At 64.6% G+C, this 26,423-nt stretch carries 25 protein-coding genes; 20 read left to right on the plus strand and 5 right to left on the minus strand.

The window, feature by feature from the left end:
* Positions 1 to 59: 59 nt before the first annotated feature.
* Positions 60 to 611, minus strand: a complete 552-nt coding sequence (locus V7D81_RS13500) for a DUF924 family protein (RefSeq protein ID WP_324317083.1) — start codon at positions 609 to 611, stop codon at positions 60 to 62.
* Between the two features lie 28 nt (positions 612 to 639).
* Here V7D81_RS13500 and V7D81_RS13505 point away from each other — a divergent pair, with 28 nt between their 5' ends.
* The 11 genes from V7D81_RS13505 (at position 640) to V7D81_RS13555 (ending at position 12,969) form a co-directional block, all read left to right on the plus strand.
* Positions 640 to 1,104 (plus strand): DUF3465 domain-containing protein, encoded by a 465-nt coding sequence (locus V7D81_RS13505; protein WP_324317085.1) that lies wholly within the window; start codon positions 640 to 642, stop codon positions 1,102 to 1,104.
* A gap of 273 nt (positions 1,105 to 1,377) precedes the next feature.
* Entirely contained in the window at positions 1,378 to 2,769 is a 1,392-nt protein-coding gene (locus V7D81_RS13510; RefSeq protein ID WP_324317087.1) for a GntP family permease, read from the plus strand.
* 13 nt (positions 2,770 to 2,782) lie between these two features.
* Positions 2,783 to 4,051 carry a serine hydrolase domain-containing protein gene (locus V7D81_RS13515; RefSeq protein WP_324317089.1) on the plus strand — a complete coding sequence of 423 codons (1,269 nt, stop codon included), beginning with the start codon at positions 2,783 to 2,785 and terminating at the stop codon, positions 4,049 to 4,051.
* A 185-nt stretch (positions 4,052 to 4,236) separates the two neighbouring features.
* The gene (locus V7D81_RS13520; RefSeq protein WP_324317091.1) at positions 4,237 to 5,358 is read left to right on the plus strand and encodes a sensor histidine kinase; all 1,122 of its coding nucleotides are present in this window, start codon (positions 4,237 to 4,239) and stop codon (positions 5,356 to 5,358) included.
* Positions 5,359 to 5,472: 114 nt separating this feature from the next.
* The gene (locus V7D81_RS13525; protein ID WP_324317093.1) at positions 5,473 to 6,336 is read left to right on the plus strand and encodes a c-type cytochrome; all 864 of its coding nucleotides are present in this window, start codon (positions 5,473 to 5,475) and stop codon (positions 6,334 to 6,336) included.
* Positions 6,337 to 6,547: 211 nt separating this feature from the next.
* Positions 6,548 to 7,780 carry an efflux RND transporter periplasmic adaptor subunit gene (locus V7D81_RS13530; RefSeq protein ID WP_324317095.1) on the plus strand — a complete coding sequence of 411 codons (1,233 nt, stop codon included), beginning with the start codon at positions 6,548 to 6,550 and terminating at the stop codon, positions 7,778 to 7,780.
* Between the two features lie 80 nt (positions 7,781 to 7,860).
* On the plus strand, positions 7,861 to 8,550 hold the full coding sequence (locus V7D81_RS13535) for an ABC transporter ATP-binding protein (protein ID WP_324317097.1): 690 nt from the start codon (positions 7,861 to 7,863) through the stop codon (positions 8,548 to 8,550).
* Positions 8,551 to 8,709: 159 nt separating this feature from the next.
* Positions 8,710 to 9,864, plus strand: a complete 1,155-nt coding sequence (locus V7D81_RS13540) for an ABC transporter permease (protein WP_324317099.1) — start codon at positions 8,710 to 8,712, stop codon at positions 9,862 to 9,864.
* Entirely contained in the window at positions 9,864 to 11,054 is a 1,191-nt protein-coding gene (locus V7D81_RS13545; protein ID WP_324317101.1) for an ABC transporter permease, read from the plus strand. Before V7D81_RS13540 ends, V7D81_RS13545 begins: the two co-directional genes overlap by 1 nt.
* A gap of 118 nt (positions 11,055 to 11,172) precedes the next feature.
* A complete protein-coding gene (locus V7D81_RS13550) occupies positions 11,173 to 11,661 on the plus strand; it encodes a DNA-formamidopyrimidine glycosylase family protein (RefSeq protein ID WP_324317103.1) in 489 nt (162 codons plus the stop codon).
* 636 nt (positions 11,662 to 12,297) lie between these two features.
* Positions 12,298 to 12,969, plus strand: coding sequence for a nitroreductase (locus V7D81_RS13555; protein ID WP_324317105.1), 672 nt, complete (start codon positions 12,298 to 12,300; stop codon positions 12,967 to 12,969).
* 155 nt (positions 12,970 to 13,124) lie between these two features.
* On the opposite strand, the gene V7D81_RS13560 is transcribed toward V7D81_RS13555, so the two are convergent.
* Both V7D81_RS13560 and V7D81_RS13565 read right to left on the minus strand, forming a co-directional pair.
* On the minus strand, positions 13,125 to 15,875 hold the full coding sequence (locus V7D81_RS13560) for a TonB-dependent receptor (protein ID WP_324317107.1): 2,751 nt from the start codon (positions 15,873 to 15,875) through the stop codon (positions 13,125 to 13,127).
* A 221-nt stretch (positions 15,876 to 16,096) separates the two neighbouring features.
* Positions 16,097 to 16,420, minus strand: coding sequence for a hypothetical protein (locus tag V7D81_RS13565; RefSeq protein WP_324317109.1), 324 nt, complete (start codon positions 16,418 to 16,420; stop codon positions 16,097 to 16,099).
* Between the two features lie 149 nt (positions 16,421 to 16,569).
* Between V7D81_RS13565 and V7D81_RS13570 the strand changes: the two genes are divergently transcribed.
* The 6 genes from V7D81_RS13570 (at position 16,570) to V7D81_RS13595 (ending at position 21,972) form a co-directional block, all read left to right on the plus strand.
* Positions 16,570 to 16,707 carry a hypothetical protein gene (locus V7D81_RS13570; protein WP_324317111.1) on the plus strand — a complete coding sequence of 46 codons (138 nt, stop codon included), beginning with the start codon at positions 16,570 to 16,572 and terminating at the stop codon, positions 16,705 to 16,707.
* 76 nt (positions 16,708 to 16,783) lie between these two features.
* The gene (locus tag V7D81_RS13575; RefSeq protein ID WP_324317113.1) at positions 16,784 to 17,005 is read left to right on the plus strand and encodes a hypothetical protein; all 222 of its coding nucleotides are present in this window, start codon (positions 16,784 to 16,786) and stop codon (positions 17,003 to 17,005) included.
* Between the two features lie 153 nt (positions 17,006 to 17,158).
* A complete protein-coding gene (locus tag V7D81_RS13580; protein ID WP_324317115.1) occupies positions 17,159 to 18,376 on the plus strand; it encodes an imelysin family protein in 1,218 nt (405 codons plus the stop codon).
* Positions 18,376 to 19,770 carry a di-heme oxidoreductase family protein gene (locus V7D81_RS13585; protein ID WP_324317117.1) on the plus strand — a complete coding sequence of 465 codons (1,395 nt, stop codon included), beginning with the start codon at positions 18,376 to 18,378 and terminating at the stop codon, positions 19,768 to 19,770. The genes V7D81_RS13580 and V7D81_RS13585 overlap by 1 nt, the downstream gene beginning before the upstream one ends.
* Before the next feature lie 214 nt (positions 19,771 to 19,984).
* On the plus strand, positions 19,985 to 21,091 hold the full coding sequence (locus V7D81_RS13590; protein ID WP_324317118.1) for a DUF1513 domain-containing protein: 1,107 nt from the start codon (positions 19,985 to 19,987) through the stop codon (positions 21,089 to 21,091).
* Between the two features lie 44 nt (positions 21,092 to 21,135).
* Positions 21,136 to 21,972, plus strand: coding sequence for a hypothetical protein (locus V7D81_RS13595; RefSeq protein ID WP_324317120.1), 837 nt, complete (start codon positions 21,136 to 21,138; stop codon positions 21,970 to 21,972).
* A 12-nt stretch (positions 21,973 to 21,984) separates the two neighbouring features.
* Here V7D81_RS13595 and V7D81_RS13600 read toward each other — a convergent pair whose 3' ends face one another.
* On the minus strand, positions 21,985 to 23,046 hold the full coding sequence (locus tag V7D81_RS13600) for an AraC family transcriptional regulator (protein ID WP_324317122.1): 1,062 nt from the start codon (positions 23,044 to 23,046) through the stop codon (positions 21,985 to 21,987).
* Positions 23,047 to 23,214: 168 nt separating this feature from the next.
* Here V7D81_RS13600 and V7D81_RS13605 point away from each other — a divergent pair, with 168 nt between their 5' ends.
* The 3 genes from V7D81_RS13605 to V7D81_RS13615 all read left to right on the plus strand — a co-directional run bounded on the left by V7D81_RS13605 (position 23,215) and on the right by V7D81_RS13615 (position 25,269).
* The gene (locus V7D81_RS13605) at positions 23,215 to 24,054 is read left to right on the plus strand and encodes a sensor histidine kinase (protein ID WP_324317124.1); all 840 of its coding nucleotides are present in this window, start codon (positions 23,215 to 23,217) and stop codon (positions 24,052 to 24,054) included.
* Between the two features lie 23 nt (positions 24,055 to 24,077).
* Positions 24,078 to 24,782, plus strand: coding sequence for a response regulator transcription factor (locus V7D81_RS13610; protein ID WP_324317126.1), 705 nt, complete (start codon positions 24,078 to 24,080; stop codon positions 24,780 to 24,782).
* Between the two features lie 106 nt (positions 24,783 to 24,888).
* Positions 24,889 to 25,269, plus strand: a complete 381-nt coding sequence (locus V7D81_RS13615; RefSeq protein WP_324317128.1) for a response regulator transcription factor — start codon at positions 24,889 to 24,891, stop codon at positions 25,267 to 25,269.
* A 3-nt stretch (positions 25,270 to 25,272) separates the two neighbouring features.
* Here the strand turns inward: V7D81_RS13615 and V7D81_RS13620 are convergent, their stop codons facing one another.
* On the minus strand, positions 25,273 to 26,313 hold the full coding sequence (locus V7D81_RS13620) for a L,D-transpeptidase (protein ID WP_324317130.1): 1,041 nt from the start codon (positions 26,311 to 26,313) through the stop codon (positions 25,273 to 25,275).
* Positions 26,314 to 26,423: the final 110 nt, after the last annotated feature.

Consider the following 26,423-nt stretch of genomic DNA (forward strand, 5'->3'; position numbering starts at 1 on the left):
GTTGATCCCTTTCTGTGGGCCGGGCCTCAAAACCCGGCCCACAGTCGTTTCAGGGGCCGTCAGAACCCTGGATGGTGCTTCATGAACTCCATTTCCTCGCGCGTCGACTCGCGGCCGAGCGCCGCGTTGCGATGCGGGAAGCGCCCGAATCGCTCGATGACTTCCTGATGGCGATGCGCATAGTCGAGCGACTGCTCGACGCCCAGCGCCGCAAACAGCGCCACGGAACGCGACTGAATCTCGCGATCCTCCGCATGCTGAAACGGCATGTACAGAAACATGCGCTGCGGCGCGCTCAACTCCCGATCCCAGCCTGAAGCGACGGCCTGCTCTGCAATGGCCAGCGCCCGGGCATCCGTCGCAAACGCCCGAGCCGAACCGCGAAACAGATTGCGCGGCAGCTGATCGAGCACGAGCACTGTCGCGAGCGCCTGCCGTGCGGTGGTCGGCACGACCTCCGCAGGATGCGCACTCACGCTTTCATACAACGGCAGAAATCGCTCGCGAATGCTGCGATCGACGGCATCGTCGCGCACGAACCATTGCTGCGGCGTCAACTCGTCGAACCAGAAGCGGATGACTTCCTCGATCCGGTTTTCTGCGATAGTCACGACGCTGCTCCCGGGAATCGACGCACCGATGAAAAGAATCCTGATCGCCCTGCTGATCGTCGGCGGCGGCTGGCTGATCGCTACACGCAATGCACCGGTCGGCACGCCCGCGCCGTCGACCACGCTTTCATCGGCACCCGCGGGCGCCAGTGAAAGCAACGCCGAGACCGTGCTCGCACGCGCCTTCGAGAATCAGCAGAGCAATCTGCAGATACGGGCGCAGGGCGTGGTTCGCAAACTGCTGTCCGACGATCGGCAAGGCTCGCGTCATCAACGGTTCCTGCTCGAACTCGGTTCCGGCCAGACGCTGCTGATCGCGCACAACATCGATCTCGCACCGCGCATCGAATCGCTGCGCGAAGGCGACACCGTTGCATTCTTCGGCGAATACGAATGGAACGACAAGGGCGGCGTCATCCACTGGACGCATCGCGATCCGCAGGGCCGCCATCCCGACGGCTGGCTGGAACACAACGGCCGACGGTATCAGTAAGGAGTCCGGAACCGGAGTTTCTTCTCTGTGGGGCCGGCTTCAGCCGGCCTCTTCAAGTGCAAAGGCCGGCTGAAGCCGGCCCCACAGAAGAAGCTCTTCCCCATCTTTAACTCCGTGGTCTCCGTGATCTCCGTGTGAAACCTTCCTCTTCCGTGATCCCCGCTCGAAACCCTCCGTCTTCGCCCAAATTGACAACTGCCAGCCTGCCGGGGCACTCTCCGCCGAAACTCATCAACTGATGAATTAATTCGATCGGCGTTCCGGGGGATCCTGATGAGCTTCGTCATCGCGATTGGCGCATTGGCGCTGCTGATGATCGCGGCCTATCGCGGCTACAGCGTGATCCTGTTCGCGCCGCTCGCTGCGTTGCTGGCCGTGCTGCTGACGGATCCATCGGCCGTCGCTCCGGTTTTCACCGGACTGTTCATGGAGCGCATGGTTGGATTCCTGAAGCTCTACTTCCCCGTGTTCCTGCTCGGCGCGGTGTTCGGCAAGCTGATCGAGATGTCGGGCTTCGCGCAGTCGATCTCCGCCGCCGTCATCCGCGCGCTCGGCCAACAGCGCGCCATGCTGTCCATCGTGCTGATCTGCGCGGTACTGACTTATGGCGGCGTCTCGCTGTTCGTGGTGGTCTTCGCGGCCTATCCCTTCGCCGCGGAAATGTTCCGGCGCGGCAACATTCCGAAGCGCCTCATTCCCGGCACCATCGCGCTCGGCGCGTTCACGTTCACCATGGATGCGCTGCCGGGCACGCCGCAGATCCAGAACATCATTCCGACGACGTTCTTCGGCACCACTGCCTGGGCCGCGCCGATGCTGGGACTGTGCGGCGCCGCTCTCGTGCTGGCGGCGGGCATGGCGTATCTCGACTGGCGCCGTCGCGTCGCGCAGCGCAATGGCGAAGGATATGGCGCAGGACACAGCAACGAACCCGAACCGCTGCCGGCGACGCAGGTCGTCAATCCCGCGATCGCGATCCTGCCGCTCGTGGTCGTGGGCGTCGCGAATCTGCTCCTGACGCGCTGGATTCCGCGCGTGCACGAGCCGGTCCTCGAAACGCAGCTCGCAGGACTTGCGCAGCCGCTGGTGACGCAGGTGTCGTCGGTGACGGCGATCTGGGCCGTGATGGGCGCGCTGGTCGCAGGCATCCTCACGGTGCTGGCGTTCGCGTTCCGTCCGCTGCTGCAGAAACTTGCCGACGGCACGAAGACGGCGGTGAGCGGCGCGCTGCTGGCGTCGATGAATACGGCATCCGAATATGGCTTCGGCGCGGTCATCGCCGCCTTGCCCGGCTTTCTCGTCATCAAGAATGCATTGATGGCGATTCCCGATCCGCTGGTGAACGAGGCGATCACCGTGACCACGCTCGCCGGCGTCACGGGCTCGGCCTCGGGCGGACTGAGCATCGCGCTCGCGGCAATGTCGGAACAGTTCATGTCCGCTGCGCAGGCCGCAGGCATTCCTCCCGACGTACTGCATCGCGTGGCCGCGATGGCCAGCGGCGGCATGGACACGCTGCCGCACAACGGCGCCGTCATCACGCTGCTGGCAGTCACCGGCCTGACGCACCGGCAGTCCTACAAGGACATCTTCGCGATCACCTGCATCAAGACGCTCGCCGTCTTCGCGGTGATCGCGCTCTACTACCTCACGGGTCTGGTATGACCGGAGATGAACGATGAAATCGATCGTGCCCTTGCTTGCCACGGTGTTGATCATGAATGCCACGACCGCCTCGTCCGCCACACCGGCCGCTGCCGGTTTTTCGCCGGAACGTCTCGACCGTCTCACGGAAAAATTTGAAGGCGACGTTCGCGACGGCGTCATCCCTGGCGCCGTGGTGCTGATCGTGCGCAAGGACCAGGTCGCCTATGCGAAGCACTTCGGCGCGCGCGACAAGGAAAAGAACGCGGCGATGCCCGCGAACGGCATCTTCCGCATCGCTTCGATGACCAAGCCGGTGACGTCGGTCGCCGCGCTCATGCTCATGGAAGAAGGCCGGCTGCAGCTCGGCGATCCCGTGTCGAAATATCTGCCGCAACTGAAACAGCTGCAGGTCGGCGTGGAAAAGAACGACGGCGGCGAACGCACGCTCGTGCTCGAACCCTCAAAGCGCGAAATGACGGTGCAGGACCTGATGCGCCACACCTCCGGCTTCACCTACGGCATCTTCGGCGACTCGCTCGTGCAGCGCGCCAACCGCGCGGCGAACACGATGGACGACCAGCAGACCAATGCCGAACTGATCGACAAACTGGCGAAGCTGCCGCTCGCCTATCAACCCGGCACGACCTTCGAATACGGCATGTCCACCGACGTGCTCGGCCGCATCGTCGAAGTGATCTCCGGCATGGACCTGAACCAGTTCGTCACGCAGCGCATCGCGAAGCCGTTGCGGATGCCGGACACGGCGTTTCTGTTGAACGACGAACAGGTATCGCGACTCGCCGAGCCGCAGCGCGCGCCGGGCAGTCCGGCGGTCGTCGTCGGCTACAACCCCGCGAAGCCGCCGAAATGGTTCTCGGGCGGCGGCGGACTGCTGTCGACCGCGAACGACTACGCACGCTTCTGTCGCATGCTGCTCAACGGCGGCGAACTCGATGGCGTGCGTCTGCTGTCGCGAAAGTCCGTCGAACTCATGACCCACAACCATCTGCCGCCCGGCGTCGGCTATGGCGGTTTCGTGCAGGAACTGGGATTGACGGCGCCGTTGCCGCAGCTCGGCCAGGGCTACGGCCTCGGCGTGGGTGTGCGCATCGAAAGCGGTCGCGCCTCGGTACCGGGTTCGATCGGCGACTACTTCTGGGGCGGCGCCACCGGCCCCTACTTCTGGATCGATCCGCAGGAGCAGCTCATCGCCATCATGATGCTGCAGGAACTCAACATCGAGCGCCGCACCTACTATCGCTCGATCATGCGCAATCTGGTGTATCAGGCGCTGCAATAGCCGTCGCCGTCTTCCGATACGTCGCGGCTGCGGTTACTTTATCTGCCGAAAACTCAGCCTGAGCTGAGACGACACGGGCAACGCCGCCGCCAGATTCCGCCCCGGTCTGATTGCCCCTGCAATCGAGCCCGGGAGAATGGTTCATCGCGCAAGGCAGCGACCGCGAATCGACAGGAGCCAGAGCGATGGAACCCGACGTTCCCTTTTTCAGTACCCGCCATTTCATGCCGCACGGGCACTGCTACCTGTGGACGCCGGAAGTCCTGTGGCTGAATGTCGTGCCCGACCTGCTGATCGCGGCCGCCTATCTCGCGATTCCCTTCGTCCTGCTGCGCATCGCGCGACGCCGGCGCGATCTGCCGTTCAATGCCCTGTTCCTGTGGTTCAGCATCTTCATCGCGCTGTGCGGCCTGACGCATGCGATGGATGTGTGGAACGTCTGGCATGCGCAGTACTGGCTCGAAGGACTGCTGAAACTCGCCACGGCCGCCGCATCGCTGCCGACCGCCGCGATGCTCTGGCGCGCCTGGCCGGGCATCGTCCAGTCGCCGGGCCAGAAGCAGCTGCGCGAAGCGAACGAAATGCTGGCACGCGCCAACCGCGAACTGGAAGCCTTCACGGCGTCCGTCTCGCATGATCTGCGTTCGCCGCTGTCGACCATCGCCGGACAGGCCGGCATGCTGGAAATATCGCTCGGCAGTTCGGTGAACGATCAGCAGCGCGAGCGCCTGACACGCATCCAGGCCAGCGTGAAAAAGATGTCGGAACTGATCGAGGCGCTGCTGGCGCTGTCGCGCATCTCGCGGCACACCCTGCATCGCGAGATTCTCGATGTCAGCGCGCTGGCCGCCGATGTCGTGGCCGATCTGCATCACGCCGATCCGCAGCGCAACGTCCACATCGCCATCCAGCCGGGCATGACTGCCCATGGCGATCGCCGGCTGATCGGCGACCTGCTCGCGAATCTGATCGGCAATGCCTGGAAGTTCACCGCGAAAACGGCCGACGCGCGCATCGAAATCGGCCAGCAGACTGCCGGCCACATGGCGACGTTTTTCGTACGCGACAACGGCGCCGGTTTCGACATGGCGTATGAACAGAAACTGTTCAAGCCGTTTCAGCGGCTGCATGGCACCAACGAGTTCGAAGGCTCCGGCATCGGACTGGCGACGGTCCAGCGCATCATCGAGCGTCATGGCGGACGGGTCTGGGCCGATGCGAAACCTGATCAGGGCGCGCTGATCTGTTTCACGCTGCCGACATTGCCGCTGAGCGACGCACTGCTGTCGGCGACCGCGCCAACCTGACCGTCGATTCACCAGCGTCCGGGCAGTCGTGGCTCTTCGCCATGGCTCCTCAGATCGATGGTTCGTGGCGGGTTTCCGCAGAGACTTGCACCGACGTCCTTCGCTGGTGCTTCCATGAAACGATTCCTCAAGTGGCTCGGTGTCACCGTGGCCTCGGCCGCCGCATTGCTGCTGTGTGCTGCGGCGTGGCTGTTCGTTGCATCGCAACGCGTCGTCGCGCGCACCTACGACATTCCGCCCGGTTCATTCAACGCCCCGAGTGACCGCGATTCGGTGCGCCGCGGCGAGCGGCTCGCCACCGTGTATGGCTGCACGGAATGTCACGGGCACGATCTCACCGGCACCGATCTCTTCGACAAGCCCGGCATCGTGCACATCACGGCGCCCAATCTGACCAGCGCGGTCAAGGACTACACCGATGCCGAACTCGAACGTCTGATCCGCCACGGCATCAAGCACGACGGCACCAGCGCCTGGATCATGCCCTCCACGATGTTCAGGCACCTGACCGACGACGATCTCGCCGCCATCGTGGCCTACGTTCGCAGCTTCCCCGAAACCGACGGCATCGAGCGCCTCACGGACGTTCGTCCGCTCGGTCGCGTCGGCATCGTCACCGGCCAGTTCACGCCGCAGGCGCAGCGGATCGCCGATCTGCCGTACGTGCCGGCGCCGAACGCGGCCGATCCGCTCTCGCAGGGCCGCTATCTCGTGATGACGTCCTGCACCGAATGCCATGGCGCGCGACTGGAAGGCTGGGACTACCTGAAAACACCGAACCTCGCGATCGTCGCAGCCTATTCGGACAATGATTTCACCCGGCTGATGCGTCACGGCAAGGGCCTGGGCGATCGCGACCTGGGACTGATGTCGGAAGTCGCCCGGGCCCGCTTCGCACATTTCACCGACGAGGAAATCGGCGCGATCCGCGGGTATCTCGATGCCTTTGCGAAGCAGGGAGCGGTGCAACTGCCGTAGCTGTGGGGCCGGCTTCAGCCGGCCTTTCTGAGGAGTCAGGCTGAAGCCTGACCTACAGGCCAGACTTACAGACCTGACCTGCAGACCTCGACCGGCGATCTGGCGCATTTCGCCGGTGCCGCCTTAACGCCGCCGGAGTTTAGCCTTTAGAATCCCGCCGCATCGTTCTCCCGATGCGCCCTCCGGCTTCTTCGAAAAAAGTACAACGCACATGTCACTCGACCAGAACGCGCTGGACAGTCTGCGCATCGAACGCGGCCCCGAACCCTCGTCGGACTCGGGCAAGCCCTACAAGGGGTTCCTCATCATCGTGCTGGCCATCGCCATTGCTGCCGCGGCCTGGGCGCTGCTGCGCAATCCGGCAGTCGAAGTTGAAACGGCAACGGCCGTTGCGGCAGCGGGCGCGAGCGGCGGCGGTTCCGCGGTGCTGAATGCATCGGGCTATGTCGTCGCGCGCCGGCAGGCCACCGTGTCGTCGAAAGTCACCGGCAAGGTCGCCGAAGTGATGATCGAGGAAGGCATGAACGTCAAGGAAGGTCAGCTCATTGCGCGCCTCGACGACAGCACTGCCAAGCAGACTTATGCGCTGTCGCAACGCCAGCTCGAGTCCGCGCGCATCAAGCTCGAAGAGGTCAAGGTACGACTCGCGGAAGCCGAACGGACCCTGCGCCGCAACGAACAGTTGCGCGCCGACAAGCTGGTCAGCGAATCGCAGCTCGACGCCTCGCAGTCGGAAGTGGCCGCGACGCGCGCGCGCCTCGAATCGCTGCGCAGCGACGTCGAAGTCGCCGAAGGCACGCTGCGCGTGCGGGCGCAGGATCTGGAGGATCTGCTGGTCCGCGCGCCCTTCGACGGCGTGGTCGTCTCCAAGGACGCGCAGCCCGGCGAAATGGTGTCGCCCATTTCCGCCGGCGGCGGCTTCACGCGTACGGGCATCGCCACCATCGTCGACATGTCCTCGCGCGAGATCGAAGTCGACGTGAACGAGGCCTTCATCAATCGCGTGCAGGACGAGCAGAAGACCGAAGCGGTGCTCGATGCCTATCCCGACTGGACCATCCCGAGTCACGTCATCAACATCGTGCCGACGGCGGATCGCCAGAAGGCCACCGTGCGCGTGCGCATCGGCTTCGATGCGCTCGATCCGCGCATCCTGCCCGACATGGGCGTGAAGGTGAGCTTCCTGGAGAACCGCGGCGTCGAGCAGAGCGTCGCGACACGTCCTTCCGTGCGCCTGCCCGCCACGGCGGTGATTCGCGAAGGCGATACCAGCTACGTCTGGCGAGTCCAGGGCGATGAAGTCGAACGGGTGGCCGTACGCACCGGCGGCGAACGCGACGGCCAGATCGAAGTGCTGTCGGGCATCAATGCCGGCGACACCGTCGTGGCGACGCCCGTCGAGGGTCTGAAGGACGGCGGCAGCATCAAGCAGAAATCCGGCTGATGTGCCGCATCGATGACAGGAGCTGTCATCGATGACCGCAACAATGGCACGCACTGGCAACGTTGACCGAGGGAGCCGACGTGACTGACGAGACACTCGTGAAGATCCGCAGCCTGGCCAAGGACTACAGGCGCGGCAGCGAAACCGTGCATGTGCTGCACGCCCTCGACCTCGACATTCCCAGGGGCGATTTCCTCGCCCTCATGGGGCCATCCGGCTCCGGCAAATCCACGCTGCTCAATCTGATCGGCGGGCTCGACCGCCCGAGTGGCGGCACCATCGACATCGCCGGACAGCGCACCGACACGATGAGCGACGCGGCGCTCGGCCGCTGGCGCGCCGATCACGTCGGCTTCGTCTTCCAGATGTACAACCTGCTGCCGGTGCTGACGGCGGAACGCAATGTCGAACTGCCGCTGCTGCTCACCAAGCTGTCCGCGACGGAACGGCGCAAGCGCGCCAATGCCGCGCTGGGTCTGGTGGGCCTGAGCGAACGCGCCCGGCACAAGCCGCGCGAACTGTCCGGCGGTCAGGAACAGCGCGTCGGCATCGCCCGCGCCATCGTCTCCGATCCGACGCTGCTGCTGTGCGACGAGCCGACCGGCGATCTCGATCGCAAGTCCGGCGACGAAATCCTCGACCTGCTCAGGGCGCTGAACGAACGGCACGGCAAGACCATCATCATGGTCACGCACGATCCACATGCCGCGGCGTGCGCGAAGCGGACGCTGCATCTGGAGAAGGGGCAGTTGATTCGCGCGGCGGCCTAAGAGAATGGCCGCAAAAGGCGCAAAAAGCGCAAAAAAGAGAGGCCGGAATGAAGAGTCAGCGCGCACGTCCATTCTCTGATCCGGGTTTCTCTTTTGCGCCTTTTGCGCCTTTTGCGGCCATTCCGCGTCTTCTCCGCACTGGCAGCAGGTGAATCAGGAATGTTCAAGTATCTCCCCCTGCTCTGGTCCAACCTGCAACGCAAGCGCCTGCGCACGTGGCTCACGCTCGCGTCCATCGTCGTGGCGTTCCTGCTGTTCGGCATCCTGCAGACCATGCGCGCGGCACTGACGGGCGGCGCGGATCTCGCCGGGGTCGACCGGCTCGTCACCATCCACAAGGTGTCGCTGATCCAGTCGCTGCCGCAGAGCTATCTGAATCGCGTGCGCAGCATCGACGGCGTGCGGGTCGCGATGTCGCACGACTGGTTCGGCGGCGTCTATCAGGACGACCGCAACCAGATCGTCGCCATGACCGCCGACCCGAAGCTGTTTTTCGAGGTATATCCCGAATACAAGGTCACCGACGCGGAGCGCGCCGCGTGGGAGGCGGATCGCACCGGCGCGATCGTCGGCAGTGCAGTCGCCGAGCGGTTCGGCTGGAAAGTCGGCGACACGATTCCGCTGCGCTCCAGCATCTGGACCAAGACGGATGGCAGCGGCACCTGGGATCTGAAAGTCGTCGCCATCTACCACGCTGCCAATGGCGACAACTCCTCTGTCTATTTCCAGTACGACTATCTGAACGAAGCGCGCGCCTTCGGTCGCGACCAGATCGGCTGGATCGTCGAGCGCATCGCCGATCCCGACCGCTCCGCCGAGATCGCCGCCAGGATCGACGCGCTGTTCACCAACTCCTCGACCGAGACCAAGACCACGACGGAAAAAGCCTTCGTGCAGGGCTTCGCCAACCAGATGGGCAACATCGGCGCGATCGTCACCGCCGTCGCCTCTGCTGTCTTCTTCACGATGTTGCTGGTGATCGCCAACACCATGGGACAGTCCGTGCGCGAGCGCACCAATGAACTGGCGGTGATGAAGACGCTCGGCTTCTCGAGTTTCCAGGTCACGGCCATGGTGCTGGCGGAAACGTTGCTGCTGACCCTGCTCGGTGCCGCGATCGGTATCGCCCTTGCATTTGCGGTCGCTGCCGGACTAGGGGAGCTCATACAACAGTTCTTCCCCGCGCTGGGCATGCCGCCGAGCACCTACGTCATCGGCGCGCTGCTGGCCGTGGGCCTGGGCGCACTTGCCGGCGCGCTGCCCTGTGCACAGGCGTGGCAACTGAAGATCGTCGATGCACTGAGGAAAGCGTAATGGCCGGCACTGCATCCCAGATCGCCGCCGTCACGGCGCTGAACCTCGGCAACATCCGCGAGCGGCTCGGCTCGTCGATCGTGGCGCTGGTTGGCATCACCGGCGTCGTCACCGTGCTCATCGGCGTGCTGTCGATTGCCGAAGGATTCCGCGCCGTGCTCGATCAGTCTGGCGCTGCGGACGTCGCCATCGTCCTGCGCGGCGGCGCGACGGACGAAATGGGCAGCAATCTCTCGCTCGAACAGACGCGGCTGATCGGCGATGCGCCTGGCGTCAGGCGCGATGCCGATGGCGCCATCGCTTCACCGGAGCTGTACGTGGTCGTCGACGTGCCCTTGCGCACCACCGGCACGGCGGCCAACGTTCCCTTGCGCGGCGCGTCGACCAACGCCAGCAAGCTGCGCGAGAAATTCCGCATCGTCGAAGGGCGGCATTACACGCCGGGCACGTTCGAAGTCATCGTCGGCCGCGGCGCCGTGAAGCAGTTCCGGGGACTGACGGTCGGCAGCCGCCTGCGCTGGGGCACGACGGAGTGGCTCGTCACCGGCATCTTCGCCGACCGTGGCAGCGTCGCCGAATCGGAAATCTGGACCGACGTATCGGTGCTGCAGAGCGCGTACAACCGCGGTTCGTCGTATCAGTCGATGCGCGTGCGACTGGACAGCGCCGGCGAGATGCAGAAATTCAAGGACGCGCTCACCGCCGATCCGCGCCTGAACGTGAAAGTGTTTTCGGAAAAGCAGTTCTACGAAGAACAGTCGCGCACGCTCACGATGCTGGTGCGCAGCCTCGGCACTGCGATCGCCGTGCTGATGGGCCTCGGCGCCGTCTTCGCCGCGCTGAATACGATGTACTCGGCCGTCGCGGCACGGACGCGGGAAATCGCGACCTTGCGCGCACTGGGTTTCGGTTCGCTCCCCGTCGTCGTGTCGGTGCTGGTGGAAGCGCTGCTGCTTGGCCTGATCGGCGGCGTCGCCGGCATGCTGATCGCGTATTTCGCGTTCAACGGCATGCAGGCGTCGACCATGAACTTCGCCACCTTCAGCCAGATCACCTTCGCCTTCACCGTCACCCCGGCGCTGCTCGTGCAGGCTCTCATCTATGCGCTGCTGCTCGGCCTCGTCGGCGGACTGCTGCCCAGCCTGCGCGCGGCGAAACTGCCGATCACGACGGGGCTGCGGGAGCTCTGAGTCGGGAGGAATGGCCGCAAAAAGGCGCAAAGAACTCAAATGAGGAATTCAGATCTGCTGTTTTCTTTCTTGTGATCCTTATGTGCCTTCTTGCGGCCATTGCTCTTTTCCGCTCCCAATGCCCGAACTGCCCGACATCACCGTCTACATCGAAGCGCTGCAGGCCCGTATCGTCGGTCAGCCGCTGCAGCGGGTGGTGGTGAAGAATCCGTTTCTGCTGCGGACGGTCGAGCCGACGCCGCAGAGTTGCGAGGGGCGCAAGGTCGTGGCGTTGCGGCGGCTCGGCAAGCGCATCGCCATCGGTTTCGAAGGCGATGTCTGGTTCGTGATTCATCTGATGATCGCGGGCCGGCTGCACTGGTATGCGGCCGGCCATCGAGGCAAGGGTCGGCTGGCGTTGTTGGAATTCGAGTTCCCCGACGGCAGACTGACGCTGACCGAGGCGGGCACGAAGCGGCGTGCGTCATTGCACATCGTGCAGGGTGCGGCGAACCTCGCCGACTACCAGCGCGGCGGACTGGAAGTGCTCGCCGACCGCTCGCTGTCGCGCCTGCTGAAGGACGACTGGCCGAAGACCATCGAGGCGCTGGAGAATCGCAGGGAATAGCCCTCTTCCTGTGGGGCCGGCTTCAGCCGGCCTCGGATGTCAGGCTGAAGCCTGACCTACAGTCAGAGGCCGGCTGAAGCCGGCCCCACAGGAAGAGCAGATATTCATCATCCGATCAATTCTGCGCATCGATGGCGCGGCACTGCACCGACCTGCACACCGCGAGTGCATGTATCCGCACGGATGGCGGCGTAAAACGCAGCAATCAGGCCGATCCCGGCCTGCGGCGAGACTGGCACACCTCGTGCATTACTCATGCTCGACACCTTCGGGTGGTTGTGAGTGGGTTCGCAGAGGTCGGCAGGCCCGATGTCTGCGGACCAGTTTCTCCGGTAACGTTTTAAACATGCTTACGACGGTGGTTGACTATCCCCCTGAGCCATCTCGGATGCAGGGCGTGCGTAACACCACGAATGTTACGCACGCTTCTTTTTAAACCCGGCCCCTCGCACTCCTTCACCGATTCTTCGTACACGCGGCACACTCTCTCGCAGGAGGACGGTTCGCGGCTCGCGGTCACGAAGTGATCGCGAGCCTCCTTCCTGTGGTTGCACGGACAGGCAACAGGCGGACGAATCCACGGCGCCGCGATCGCCTATGATCCCGCCCGTCATCCAGGCCCGTGCAGGCACGCGCATGAACGTTTCCGCCGCCATCGACACCCGCATGAGCTGTCGCGCCTTCCTCGATACGCCGGTACCGAAACAGACGGTCGTGGAAATTCTGGAAGCAGCGAAGCGCGCGCCGTCGGGCGGCAACCTGCAACCCTGGCTGGTCCACGTACTGGCGGGCGAACCGCTGGCGCAGTTCAAGGCGCTGATCCGCAGCAAGCTGCCCGCGCAGCCGGCTGGCGAAGGCAGCGAGTACCCCATCTATCCTCCGGACCTGCACGAGCCGTATCGCTCGCGGCGCTTCAAGTGCGGCGAGGATCTGTACGCGACCATCGGCATCGCGCGCGACAACAAGGCCGGCCGGCTGCAGCAGTTCGCCCGCAACTATGAATTCTTCGGCGCGCCGGTGGCGTTGTTCTTCACCCTCGACCGACGCATGGGACAGGATCAGTGGGCCGACGTCGGCATGTTCATGCAGAACCTCATGCTGCTCGCGCGCGAACGCGGCCTGCACACCTGCCCGCAGGAGGCGTGGGCCGTCTGGTACAAAACGCTCGGCGAGTTCCTGCCCATTCCGTCGGAACACATGCTCTTCTGCGGCATGGCGCTCGGCCATCGCGACGAAGCGGCGCCCATCAACACGCTGCGGACGGATCGGGCGCCGCTGGAGGAGTTCGCGATCCTGCGGGGGTTCTGACCTTCCGCTGTGGGGCCGGCTTTCCCGCGGGATTCCCTTCGGTCACAGCCGGCCTCGGAGGTCAGGCTGAAGCCTGACCTACAACAAGAGCCGGCTGTGACCGAAGGGAATCCCGCGGGAAAGCCGGCCCCACAGGAAGAAAGATCCTCCGCCTCTCAGAACCGGAAGCCCAGCGCCACGCCGTACGTCTGCGGCTCCAGCGCAAACACGTTGGTGAACAGGCCCGACGACGCATCGGTCACGTACATGCCCGTGATGTTGTCGTCATCCATGATGTTGTTGATGAAGGCACGCACGTACCAGGTGTCATTCGCCGACGTGAGATCGATCTGGGCATTCAGCAGATCCCACGACTCGATCCGGTCGATCGGCTTGTTGTAGATGCGGCCGTAGAAGTCGTCGCGCCAGTAGTAGTCGACCCGCGGCGTCAGGCGCATGCCGTTGCCGAAGTGGAACGTGTACTGCATGCCGATCTTGAACGACAGCTCCGGCGACAGCGCCAGTTCGTTGCCGTCGAGGTTGGCGGCGATGCCATCCACTGCACCGAAGAACTCGCTCAAGGGACCGCACAGGCCGAACGGTCCGCCAAGCGCCGTGGGCAGCATGACGCCGGCACCGATGGCTGTCGGAATCACCGCCGTCGGCACGGCGCAGTTCGAACCGTCCTGGATGTTCTTGACCGTCGTCCAGTTGGGATCGCCATTGCTGACGTCGCGCGGATCGATGCTGCTGAAGTCCTGGATCTCGGTCTTGAGATAGGCCACGTTGGCGTCGATCACGAAATTGTCGACCGGCGTGAACACGAACTCGCCTTCGACACCGTAGATCTGCGCGTCGACGTTCTCGTTCACCGACGTGCGCGCCACGATCTTCGACACCTGCAGATCGGTGTAGTCGTAGAAGAACGCGGTGAGATTCGCCTGCACGCGGCCGCCGGCCATCACGTTCTTGGAACCGATCTCGAACGCATTCACGAACTCGGGATCGTAGACGGGCGGCACGCTCGCGAGCGCCACGTTGTCCTGCGCCGGCGGATTGAAGCCGCCCGCCTTGTAGCCGCGCGAATAGAACGCGTACAGCGTCGAATCGTCGAACCAGCCCGGCTTCCAGTCGAAGCCGAAGCGCCCGGTGAACTCGTTGAAGGTCGTCTCGTCGACGCGGAAATCGTCGAACTGCGTCGCGGTCGGCGGCGTGAGCACCGGCACGGCGAACAGCATCTGGCGATCCTCGATGCTCTTTTCGTCGCGCGTGTAGCGCAGGCCGAGCGTCCATTTGAACGAGTCCGTCATGTCCCAGTACAGCTCGCCGAACGCCGCGGTGGATTTCAGTGCCGCCGACGGCGTGGCGTTGATGTAGTACGGCGGCGCCGAATCGACGTACGGCGAATAGGCGCTCGATACCAGCGCCCAGTAGTCGAGTTCGCTGGTGACGACCGTGTAGTTCTCGTCCACATCGGTGTCGAAATAGAACAGCCCGACCTGGAAGTTCAGCGGCCCGTCGAAACTCGACGACAGCCGGAATTCCTGCGACCACTGATGGCCGTCCTGATCCGACTGGTCATAGTTCCGCGAACGATCGCCGACATTGAGAATGTTGCCGCTGAGCGAGCCCAGCAGCGACGGATCGATCTGGCTGATCGGCACGCCGCCCATGAGCGCAGTGAGATAGTCGAGCGCCGGCCCGTTGTAGGGCATGCCCGCCATGCTCCAGTTGTAGTCGGTGCGGCCGACGAACGTCGTTTCCTGGTAGCCCGTCAGCGAGGTGAACGTCACCGAACCAAAGTCATGCACGAACTCGAGAGTGGCGATGGTTTCGTCCGCCCGGTAAGTCGGATCGAACTCGGCATAACCCTCGCGCAGGCTGGTGGATGACGGCGCACCCAGGTTCACGTCCGTGCCGAGCTGTACCAGCGCGGGCGGAATCGGCGCGATGCCGAGGAAGAGACCATCGAGCACCGGGGCTTCGCCGGGCAGCGAGGCGAGATCCAGCAGCAGCGGGCCGAACTCGGCGAGATTGCCGGCCAGCGTGCCGCGCATGTTGCCGGTGTCGAAGCCGAGGCGGTCGGGCAGACAGCCGTAAGCGCCGGCGGGATCGCGATGACACAGACCCTTCGTCACGCGCGAACGCGAGGAGTCTTCGTCGTAGTGATTGACCGTCAGCGTGATGTCGGTGGCATCGCTGGGCGTAAGGCGCAGCGCCGCACGCGCCGCCCACTGGTCGCGCCCGTCGATGTCGTTGCCGGTGTACAGATTCTTCGCATAGCCGTCGCGTTGATACGCGATGCCCGCGACACGCAGCGCGGCCTTGTCGCCGAGCGGCAGGTTGATCGCGCCCTTGCCTTTCAGCTCGCTGTAGTTGCCGGCCTCGATTTCCACATTGCCGCCGAACTCGCCCACTTGCGGTTTCTTCGGCAGCACGTTCACCGCACCGCCGGTGGCGTTGCGCCCGTACAGGGTGCCCTGCGGGCCGCGCAGGACTTCGACACGCTCGATGTCGAAGTACTCGGTTTCGAAAATGCGCGGACTCTTCAGCGGCACCGAATTGAAATGCGTTTCCACGCCGGAATCGGAACTCGACCCGACAGACGTCACGCCGATGCCGCGGATCTGGAAATTGGAACTGGTGAAGTTGGTCTTGCTGTAGGAAATGTTGGGAATGTTGAGCTGCAGGTCGGTGGCCTGATCGATCTGCCGGCGCGTCATCGCCGCCTCGTTGAAGGCCGACACGGCGATCGGCACGTCGATCAGGTTCTCTTCCTTTTTCTGCGCCGTCACGATGACGGTATCGATGAGTTCGCTTTTTCTGGCTTCTTGCGCAGCGGCGGTCTGAGCCAGGGCGAGCGTGGATGCGACTGCCAGTGCCAGCGTGCGCGTACGCCGCGGCGACGAAATGACCCCCAGATGCATTCGCGTACTCCTTCTTGTCTTTGCTTGAATGGAGACGATCGACGCTGGTCTGCTCGTTGCGCTCCCTGCGCCGACACGCGGGCGCCAGGCCACCGCGATGGCCGGAGTATGTCACTGTGGACGATCAGTCCAAATATTGGATCGTGCGTATACAGGAAGTCGCGCTCATTGAGGTCTCAACGAGGCGTCTCGCCGCCGGGCCGCACGGCGGAACGATGCGATCAGAAGTCGGCGAAGTTCGCTTCGAGAATTTCTGCGTCGGCGGCGCAGCCGATCTCACGAATGGAATTGGGCCCCGGAAAAAAATCCTCGACGAGGTCCTTGCCCCCGGCGGCGCGCCAGCGAACCTTGACGCTGATGGTCTTGAAGGTGTGAGTGTTCGACAGCCATAGACGATTGTTGGATGCGTCGCATGCGCCTTCGAACTTGAGCGTGGCGAAGGATGAGGCCGGAGGATCGTTCGCCTGCGGCAGTGCGGACGGCGCGATCGATGCCGCCGACATCGCCACGACTATCGCGATCCAGGTTGTTCTGGCCAAAGTCATCGTCTTCCCTCGAGCGCCCCCGACACGATGCAAGCCGTTGCCTGTCTTTCAACGGACAGGTCAACGACGGCCCGAATATAGACGCTCTTGCGCCTGCTCGCACCGATTGAGCGGGATTTGCGGGGGAAATTTTCGACGCAACGCACGGTTTGAGGCGACGCGCGCGGTTCGTCGGCGCGGTGATCGAGAATCTCGCCAACTGGCAGTTCGTGAGCAAGCGGCTCGTGGAGAGCGACCGCCAGTCGCGGCTTACCGATGAGCGACTCTCGATCAACGTAGTCCGCTAGGTATTTCTGTGGCTGCCCACGGCACGCCGGGCCGCCGCACCATGAGCGCCGTCATGGCGACGCAGGTGTCCCCGGCATGGAAAGACACACTCGGGTGGAGGCGGCGATCTACTGGTCCGCGGTGAGCCTCATCGTCTGCGAGGGATTGCCGATCGACAAGGCAGCCGAACAACTCGGCGTCGCCGGTTCGGACCTGCGCGAGATCCTGCATCGTCGCCAGACGCTGCGCCTGGTCGACGACGCCGCAGACGCTCCTTCCAGCCGCTCCGCGACGGTCGTGCCCTTCGCGCGCCATTGAGCCATTCCCGCAAGCACTGCCGCTGTAATTGCGACTGATTCTCGATTAAGAATAGAATCGTCCCGCCGCGGCACCGGGACGCCGCGGCCTCGTCCCACCGCCGCTGCCTCCTGACAGGGCGGGATACAACAGACTCAATCCGTCCGGAGTGACATGTTTCCATCCACGCGAGTCGCGGCGGCAGCGATGCTGGCGCTCATTTATATGTGTTTCGCCGGCTGCAGCCGTACGCCTCCGGACGATCCGCGCCGGCCCGTCGTTGCCGCCTATGGCGCCCTCGTCCACGCAACATACGAAGACACCCTGCTCGCGACCCGCGCACTCGATCAGGCGGTCGATCAGCTGCTGGCACAGCCGAGCGCCGAGACGCTCGAAGCAGCACGTCAGCGCTGGCGCGAAGCGCGTGTGCCCTACAGCTATTCCGAGGCGTTCCGCTTCTATGGTGGACCGGTCGATGCCGAAGGCGGACCCGAGCCGCAGATGAACGGCTGGCCGCTGGATGAAAATCACATCGACGCCGTGCAGATCGATTCCTACAACGCCGCCCCCGGTCTCGACATCATCGGCGATGCGAAAGCATTTCCGGACATCACGCCGGAACTCATCGCGGCCCAGAACGAGGCCGGTGGCGAAAAGAACATCGCGAGCGGCTGGCATGCGATCGAATTCCTGCTGTGGGGCCAGGACCGCAACGAGCCCGCGGATTCGGCCGGACAGCGCCCGCACACGGATTTCGTATCGAGCGCCGCTGACGACGTGCCGGCCCGGCGCGGCCGCTACCTGAAAGCCGCCACCACCCTGCTGGTCAGCGATCTGGAAAAACTCGTCGCGGCCTGGAGCCCGGATGCGCCGGCGAATGCGCCCAACTACCGCGCCACCCTCACCAGCGGCGACGTGTACACGGGACTCAAGCGCATGCTCACGGGCATGGCGGCGCTCGCGGAAGTGGAAATGGCGGGCGAGCGCATGAACGTGCCGCTGCTGTCCGGCGATCAGGAAGAAGAGCAATCCTGCTTCAGCGATACGACGGGCAGCGATCTGCGTGCCAATGGCGCGGGCATCGAACACGTCTACCTCGGCCGCTATCAGCGCCTCAACGGCGACGTCGTCAGCGGCCCGAGCCTGGCCGATCTGGTGAAGCAGGCCGATCCGCGCGTCGCCGAGGAAATGGACGAACGCCTGGCGCGCACGCGCGAATCGCTGGCCGCCCTCCGCGATCCCTTCGATCGCGAGATCCAGCCGGACAACGCCGAAGGCCGTGCCCGCACGCAGGCCGCGATCGACGCGTTGCGCGCGGAAGCGCTGTCCATCGGCCGGGCGGCCCAGTCGCTGCAGATCTTCATGTCCGATCTCGAAGGGCTGGGCGATTGATGCGATCGAATGCGGGCACGCCCGCGCTATATCTGCTGATGCTCGCACTCGCCGCGTGCACGCGCGGCGGTCCGGACACGCAGGCGCTGCTGGATCCGAACTCCGGCGGCGCGACGACGGTGAGCAATGCCACGCATCGTGCATTCGCGCAGCCCGCCGCGAATCTGGATGTGCAGCGTCGCGGCCAGTTCTTCATCGGCAACGCTTTCTTCAACAGTCCCTGGGTGGTCGCACCGGCGACCGCAGGCGCGCGCGACGGCCTCGGCCCGCTGTTCAATGCGCGCAGCTGCGATGCGTGCCACAACAACGATGGCCGCGGACGCCCGCCGGAACGCCCCGACGAACGGCCGATCTCGCTGGTCATCCAGTTCGCCACGCCGGTGCCGGGCGACAACAACGAGCCCGGCGCCGATCCGCGTTATGGCGGCAATCTCAATCCGTTCGCCATCGGCGGTGTGCCCGCGGAAGGCACGGTGCGCATCAGGCACAAGGAAATCCACGGCACTTTTTCCGATGGCGAGCCCTACACGCTGCTCGCGCCGGAATACGAATTCGCCGATCTCGCCTATGGCGAACTGGCGCACGACAACCAGTTCTCGCCGCGCGTCGCTCCGCCGGTGTTCGGCATGGGCCTGCTAGAAGCCATTCCCGACAGCCAGATCCTCGAACGCGCCGATCCCGACGATGCGGATGGCGACGGCATTTCGGGTCGGCCGAATCACGTCTGGAATCACCTGCTGTCACGCGCCGTGATCGGACGACTCGGCTGGAAATCGAATCAGCCCGACGTCGCCCACCAGACCGCCGGCGCCTTCTCGTCCGAGATCGGCATGAGCTCCTCGCTGCGTCCCGAGCAGAACTGCACGCCGGTGCAGAAGGAATGCCTTGCAGCGCCGACCGGCGGCGAGCCGGAAATCAGCGACGAGATCTTTGCTCACATCGTCGACTATCAGCAGATGCTGGGCGTGCCGGCGCGCCGCAGTCTCGATTCGCCGCAAGTAAAGCGCGGTGCGCGGCTGTTCCTCGAAGCCGGCTGCGAATCCTGTCATCGCGCCACGTTCACCACGCCGGAATCGAACGACAAACCCTGGCTGAGCAGGCAGACGATCCATCCATTCACCGACCTGCTGCTGCACGACATGGGCCCGGGCCTCGCCGACGGCCGCGCCGATTTCGAAGCGAGCGGCAGCGAATGGCGCACGGCGCCGCTGTGGGGCATCGGCCTGCAGCAGATCGTCAACGGCCACACCCTGCTGCTGCACGACGGCCGCGCCCGCAACGTCAGCGAAGCGATCCTGTGGCATGACGGCGAGGGCGCAAAATCGAAGCAGGCGTTCCTCGGCATGTCGAAGGCCGACCGCGAGGCGCTGCTGGCTTTCGTTAATTCTCTGTGAGGAGACGAGGAGTAACCGCAAAGAACGCAAAGAACACATAGAAAGAAAATAGCCGCAAAAAGCGCAAAAGGCGCAGATCGGAAAGAAGAGCCTCGAGATCTGTCTCTGAACTTTGCGCTTTTTGCGCCTTTTTGCGGCCATTCTTCTCTCTATTTTTTTATGCGTTCTTTGTCCCGCGGGATTCCCTTCCGGTCACGGTTACTCCGATCAACACATGACCACGAGCAGACGAAATTTCCTGATTGGCTCCGCCGTGGCACTCGGCACGGCGGCCGTGGGCCTCGGCTATCGGTTCCGCTCGCAGTTGCAGGGAACGCTGCTGTCGGCGTTCGAGGATGCGCGCGGCGATCAGTACGTCGGCGGCGTGACGCTGGAATCGGGCGAAGTGTTCGGCGCCCGCATTCCGATGCGCGCGCATGGCTGCGCCATCGATCCGCGCGATCCGCAGCGCGTGCTGTTCTTCGCACGGCGACCGGGCACGGCGGCGTTCGAACTGCGTCGCGACACGATGCAGGTGCGCCAGCTGTTCGAGACGCCGGCGGGACGGCATCTCGCGGGACACGGCGTGTTCTCGCGCGACGGCGCGCTCGTCTATACGCCCGAACACGACTATGAGAATGCACGCGGCGTGGTGGCGGTGCGCCGATCCTCCGACTTCAGCATCGTCGCGGAGATCGATACGCAGGGCATCGATCCGCACGAAGTCGCGTGGCTGCCCGACGGTTCGCTGCTGGTCGCCAACGGCGGCATCATGACTCACCCGCGCACGTTCCGTCGCAAGCTCAACATCGCGACGATGGATCCGTCGCTGTGCGTGATCGATGCGGACAGCGGTGCCTGTCGCGAGCAGCTGCGGCTGCCGGATCATCTGCTCAGCATTCGTCATCTGGCGATGACGGCGAACGGCACGACGGCGATCGGTCTGCAGTACGAAGGCGAACCGGCGGATGCGCCCGGCATCGTCGCGGTCTACCGTCCCGGTGCCGGCCTGCGCCTGCTGCCCTCGCCGCAGGAGCAACGCGCGCATTTTCGCGGCTACGTGGCGAGCATCTCCATCAGCGAACCGCAGCAGCTGATCGCGGCTGCCTGTCCGTACGGCAACGGCGTGGCGTGCTGGTCGACGGCGAACGATGAATTCCTGGGCTTCATCGCGGCCGCGGAGAACTACGGTCTGTCGCGACTTGCCGACGGTACGATCGTCGCTTCGCAGCGCGACGGCACCGCGTACGAGATCGACAAAACCCCACTGCGTTCACACTTTCTGCAACTCGACAGCGAATTTCCGCTGCGCTGGGACGACCACTGGGTCGCCGCGACCTGAGGCTCTATGCATAATCCGGACAGCTCACAGAAGGAGAGCTGTTCGTGAAGTTCGCAAACCGGATGCAGGCGTGCGTGCTCGGCACCGCGGCGCTCGTTGCCTGCAGCAGCGCGCTGGCCCAGACCCCGTCGTACTCTCCCGATCCGCCGCCGCGCGTCGTCGAAGACCGCTTCCGCGTCGAAGTGACGCTGCTCGGCGCGAGCATCGATACCCGCCTGCGGGTGGATGAGTCGCTCACGCTGCCGGGCACGGAGATCAGCGCCGAAGACGATCTCGGGCTCGACGATTTCGCACTGATGCCGCAGGCCGAGATCACGCTGCTGCCCGGCAATCACCATCTGCTGCGGTTGAGCGGCTTCAGTTCGCGCCGTTCAGCGTCGACCGTCATCGACGAGGAAATCTTCTTCGACGACGAGGTGTACGAACCCGGCGAGCGCGTCGACAGCGAGCTGAACCTGACCATGTTCGGCCTGACGTATGGCTATCGATTCCTGGTGCGCGACAACGCCGAGCTGACGGCGACCTTCGGCATCCAGATCACGAGCGTCGACGTCAATGCGCTGGTGCGCAGTCGCGTGGTGCGCGATGCCGAGTCCGGCGTGGCGCCGCTGCCGATGATCGGCGTGGAGGGACGCTACGACTTCACGAAGCGCTGGTCGGCGGAAGCGCGGCTGCAATATCTCACCGCCGACATCGACGAGGTCGACGGCGAGATCCTCGACGCGCGCCTCGCCGTCACCTGGCGCATGAATCCCTATCTCGTGTTCGGCCTGGGCTATCGCACGTTCACCATCGACATCGACTCGCGCGACGCGAACGATCCCGGCATGGTGGACATGAACTTCGACGGGCCACTGCTGTTCGCCCGCGCCAGTCTGTAGGAAGGTCGCGGCTCAGCTGCGCGGGTCGGCGCCAGCGGACTCGCCAGCTTCGAGCGCCGGCATCGGCAGCCCGAAGGAGAAACGGCGCGAGGCGTAGCCGATCCAGGTCGGCGACACCGCACCGTCATCGCGCCGCTCGCTCGTGACGCCGCGCGGTCGCCGCAACGTCTGCGATGGCGCTTCGCCGTACAGCGCACGATAGTTGCGCGCAAACAGGCTGAAGTCCCACACCCCGAAGCGCGCCGCGATCTTCGTCACCGTGTCGAGCACCGGATCGCCCTTCAGCAGCGCGCTGCGGATTTCGCGCAGCTGCCGCACCTTGAGCAGGCGCATCGGGCCGACGCTGAAATACTCCTGGAAGATGTTCCGCAACGTCCGTTCGCTCACCTGCGTGGCCGTGCACAGGTCGTCGATGAACAGCGGCTGGCCCTCGGTGGCATCGATCAGTTCAAGGCAGCGCGCGATGACGCGCGTACGCGAGACCTGCGGCCTGCCGATGTGCCGATCGATCGCGCGCGCGCCCACCGCCAGCGCACCGGTCACCGTGTGCAGCAGTTCTTCCTCTGCCGCCGCGACCGCCGCGGGCTCCACGATGCTCACCGGCTGCTGATCGCCGCAGATGCGCAGCGCCAATGCACGAACTTCGTCGAGTTCCTGCTGGCGCGCCTGACTGCGCGTCCCGCCCGCGACCGGCGAGAGCAGTTCGGGTGCGCTGCCGTTCAAACGCTCGAGCGGCACGGTGATCGAAATCCAGCGCGTGAGCTGGCGGCTCGAGAACGTGAAAGGCTGGTTGTTGACGGCAAGCACGAACGCGTTGGCCGCGAGCGGCTGCCCATCGATGCGGATCGCCGCGGGATCGGTGAGCGGAAGACCGAGGCTCAGATGATCCGACGCGCCATCGCCGGCGAATGTCGTTGCACCGCCGACCTGCACCTGTTGCAGCCTGATGCGTCCGGCCCTGGCGTTCTCGATCCACCAGTCGCTCGATGAACGCGCGGTAGGTACAAACCGACCTGCGACCCCACTCAGAGAATCCGCAAACTCATCGAAGTCCGCGTAGGCTCGCCGCTGCATGATTGTTCTGTCCCTGTGGCAAGGTCCGCGAACACTAGCGCCAACTTCTACTTATGACGATACGCATTTGTTGCCGAATCATCACAGCTCTTACTGATACGGCGCTGCCAGTCTGAATCTTTAGAACACGCCGGTCTGTCGTACACGGGAACGTCACAGAACGCCAGCATGATTGTCCGCGTCGATCCATTGCAGATCGGTATTGCGCTGCTGCTCCTGGTGCAGACCGCATTGATCGTGATCCTCATGATCCAGAATCATCGTCGCCGCAAAGCGCAGGACGAAGCGCAGCGACAGCGCTCGGAAGTCACGCATGCCGCGCGCCTGGTACTGGTGGGGGAAATGACGGCGTCCATCGCACACGAAGTGAGCCAGCCGCTCGGCGCGATCCTGAGCAATGCGGACGCCGCCGACCTGCTGCTGCAGGCAGACCCCGTTCCGCTCGACGAGATCCGCCGGATTCTCGAAGACATCCGTCGCGACGACCTGCGCGCGCACGACATCATCCGCAATCTGCGCAAGCTGCTGGCGAAGCGCGAACTGCGCATGGAGCGCATCGACATCAACGAGATCGTGCAGACCGCGCTGGCGTTGTCGCGCTCCGATGCCATGCGCCGCGGCATCGTCATCCGTTCGGCGCTGGAAGACGCGCTGCCGCGCGCGTCCGGCGATCCCGTGCATCTGCAGCAGGTGATGCTCAACCTCATCATCAATGCGATGGACGCGTTGCAGGAAGTCGCCGCCGACCGGCGGCGCATCGAAGTACAGACGCGCCGTCACGGCGCGAAGTCGGTCGAAGTGTGCATCGTCGACACCGGCCCGGGAATTCCCGACGGTCGCGCGGCACGCGTGTTCGAATCGTTCTACACCACCAAGCACGACGGCATGGGCCTGGGCCTGTCGATCGCACGCGCCATCGTGCAGACCCATGGCGGCGCCATCTGGGCCGAGAACAACGACGCCGGTCACGGCGCAAGTTTCAGATTCACGATTCCACTGGCCGCCTGAAGCCAGCAGCGGGAGCACTGTCGATGGACACCGGAACGAACGAAGGAAACCATGTTCACGTCGTCGACGACGACGACAGTTTCCGCACCGGACTCACGCGCGTACTGAACGCCGCCGGCCTGCGGGCCGTCGGCTATCGCTGCGCCGGCGAATTCCTGCTGTCGGACGCCGCGACGCGGCCGGGCTGCATCGTGCTGGACATCTGCATGCCCGGTCCGAGCGGCGTCGAACTGCTGGATGCGCTGGCGACGCGCGAGATCTCGCCGCCGGTGATTTTCGTCACCGGATGCAGCGACATCTCGACGAGCGTGCACGCCATGAAGTCCGGCGCCTTCGGCTTCCTGACGAAGCCGGTGCGGACCGAGGCCCTGCTCGAGTCGGTCCGTCGCGCGCTCGCCATCGATTCGCAGCGCCGCCGCGCGAAGCAGGAGATCAGGCTTATGCAGCAGCGCTATGCGCTGCTCTCGGAGCGGGAACGCGCCGTCTTTCTGGGCGTGGTTCACGGCTCGTTGAACAAGCAACTGGCGGTCGAACTCAACACCTGCGAACGGACGGTGAAAACGCATCGCGCGCGCATGCTGGAGAAGATGCAGCTGAACTCCCTGGCCGATCTGGTGCGCGCCGCGCGACTGCTCGGCATCCAGGACGAGCCGCCGGAAAACGAACTGCCGCCGGTCGCCGCGATGCTTGGTGCACCGCAGGCAGCAGGACTGGGCGCGCCCTGCTAGGTCGCTTGGGCAATCCGGATCGCCCCAACTACTGATACAGCCGCCGGCGCGTGCCTGTCAGGCTTGCCCGCACGGTGACATCGTCGCCGTCCTGCAGGGCGCGATTGTGGCTACATCCCGCGGCAACATTGTCATCGTGGAGGACGATACCGGCCTGAATCAGGCGGTCTCCCGGCTGCTGCAGGCCGCGGGCTTTCACGTCACGAGCTTCGAATCGGCCATCGCCGCGCTGTCCAGCGAGATTTCACAGCAGGCCGACTGTCTCGTGCTGGATGTGCACCTGCCGGACATGACGGGCTATGAACTGAAGAAGCGCCTCGCCGCGCAGGGACGATCGCCGCCGGCGATCGTGATCACGGCGCACGACGACACCCACAGCCGTCGCGAGGCCGACGCGATCGGTGCCGTCGCGTTCCTCGCCAAGCCCTTCGCCGGTCGCGTACTCGTCGATGAAGTGGCGCGCGTCATCGACGGCGCCGGCAGGTAGTCGTCACGTCTCGGGCGGATCGGCATTGACGACGTCGAGCGTTTCACCGGTGGTCGACGGCGTGATGGCCTCGTCCGTGATCAGCACCGTCGATCCGATCGTCAGCACGCCAAAGACCGCCCGTACGAATTCGGGCGGCATCTCCAGTCGCGACTCGATGGCGGGATCCGGCTCCGTGCCGCCGGCAGTCGCGTCGCCCGCGATTCCGACATGCAGCCAGTGCTGGCTTTGCGGATCGGGAACGTATCGCGGCATCTGCGCCGGGCCTGCCGCGAGAATCAGCGCATGCGTGCCGACGGGACCGGCGCCGGTGAAGATCGCTCGCGCCCGTCCGATTTCCACGCCGTTGCGATACACGACCACCCGGCCGCTGCCGCGGCTGATGACGATGCTGACCGGACCGCTCAGCGACGCCTCCGGTGTCCAGCGCAATTGTTCGCTCTGGCTCAACGGCTCGTAGCTCATCGCGGCGCCTGCCGTCGTCACCGGCGCGAGAAAACCGGGCGTCGGCACCTGCTGCGGCTGTCCGGCCCGGTCTTCGACCACGACCGTCATGCCGGTGGAGGTGATATCGAACAGCAGACGCGCGAACTCGCTCGGCAGATGCACGCAGCCGTGCGATTCCGGATAGCCCGGCAATCCGCCCGCATGCAGCGCGACGCCGCCCCACGTGAGCCGCTGCATGTAGGGCATCGGCGCGCTGTCGTAGATGGTGGAACGGTGATCCTTGTCCTTCTGCAGGATCGTGAACACGCCGGTCGGCGTTTCATGGCCGGGACGACCCGTGCTCACCGTCGTGACGCCGATCAGCACGCCGTTGCGATACACGTAGGCGCGCTGTTCGCTGAGGTTCACGACCATCACCATCGGCCCGGTGTCGATCGCATCGCCCAGCCAGATCCACTCGCCGTGCTTCAACTGCGATGGCGGCGTGTCGGCGGGCTGCGATTGCCTGGCACCCCAGATAGGAACGGCACCGACGGACTGCGACAGCAGGACGGCTGCCAGCAGCAATGCCTGCCAGAGATTGCGGGTTTGTTTCATGGGGCGCGCTTACCTCGGTAACGCGCCCGATCTTAGCCGCCGCCTTCTGCAGCGGGCATCGCGAATTCACCGCATTCGGCGAATGCTTACTGTGGAGGCCGGCTTCAGCC

The sequence above is a fragment of the Povalibacter sp. genome, from assembly GCF_036735925.1.
In the GTDB taxonomy this organism is placed as follows: Bacteria; Pseudomonadota; Gammaproteobacteria; order Steroidobacterales; family Steroidobacteraceae; genus Steroidobacter.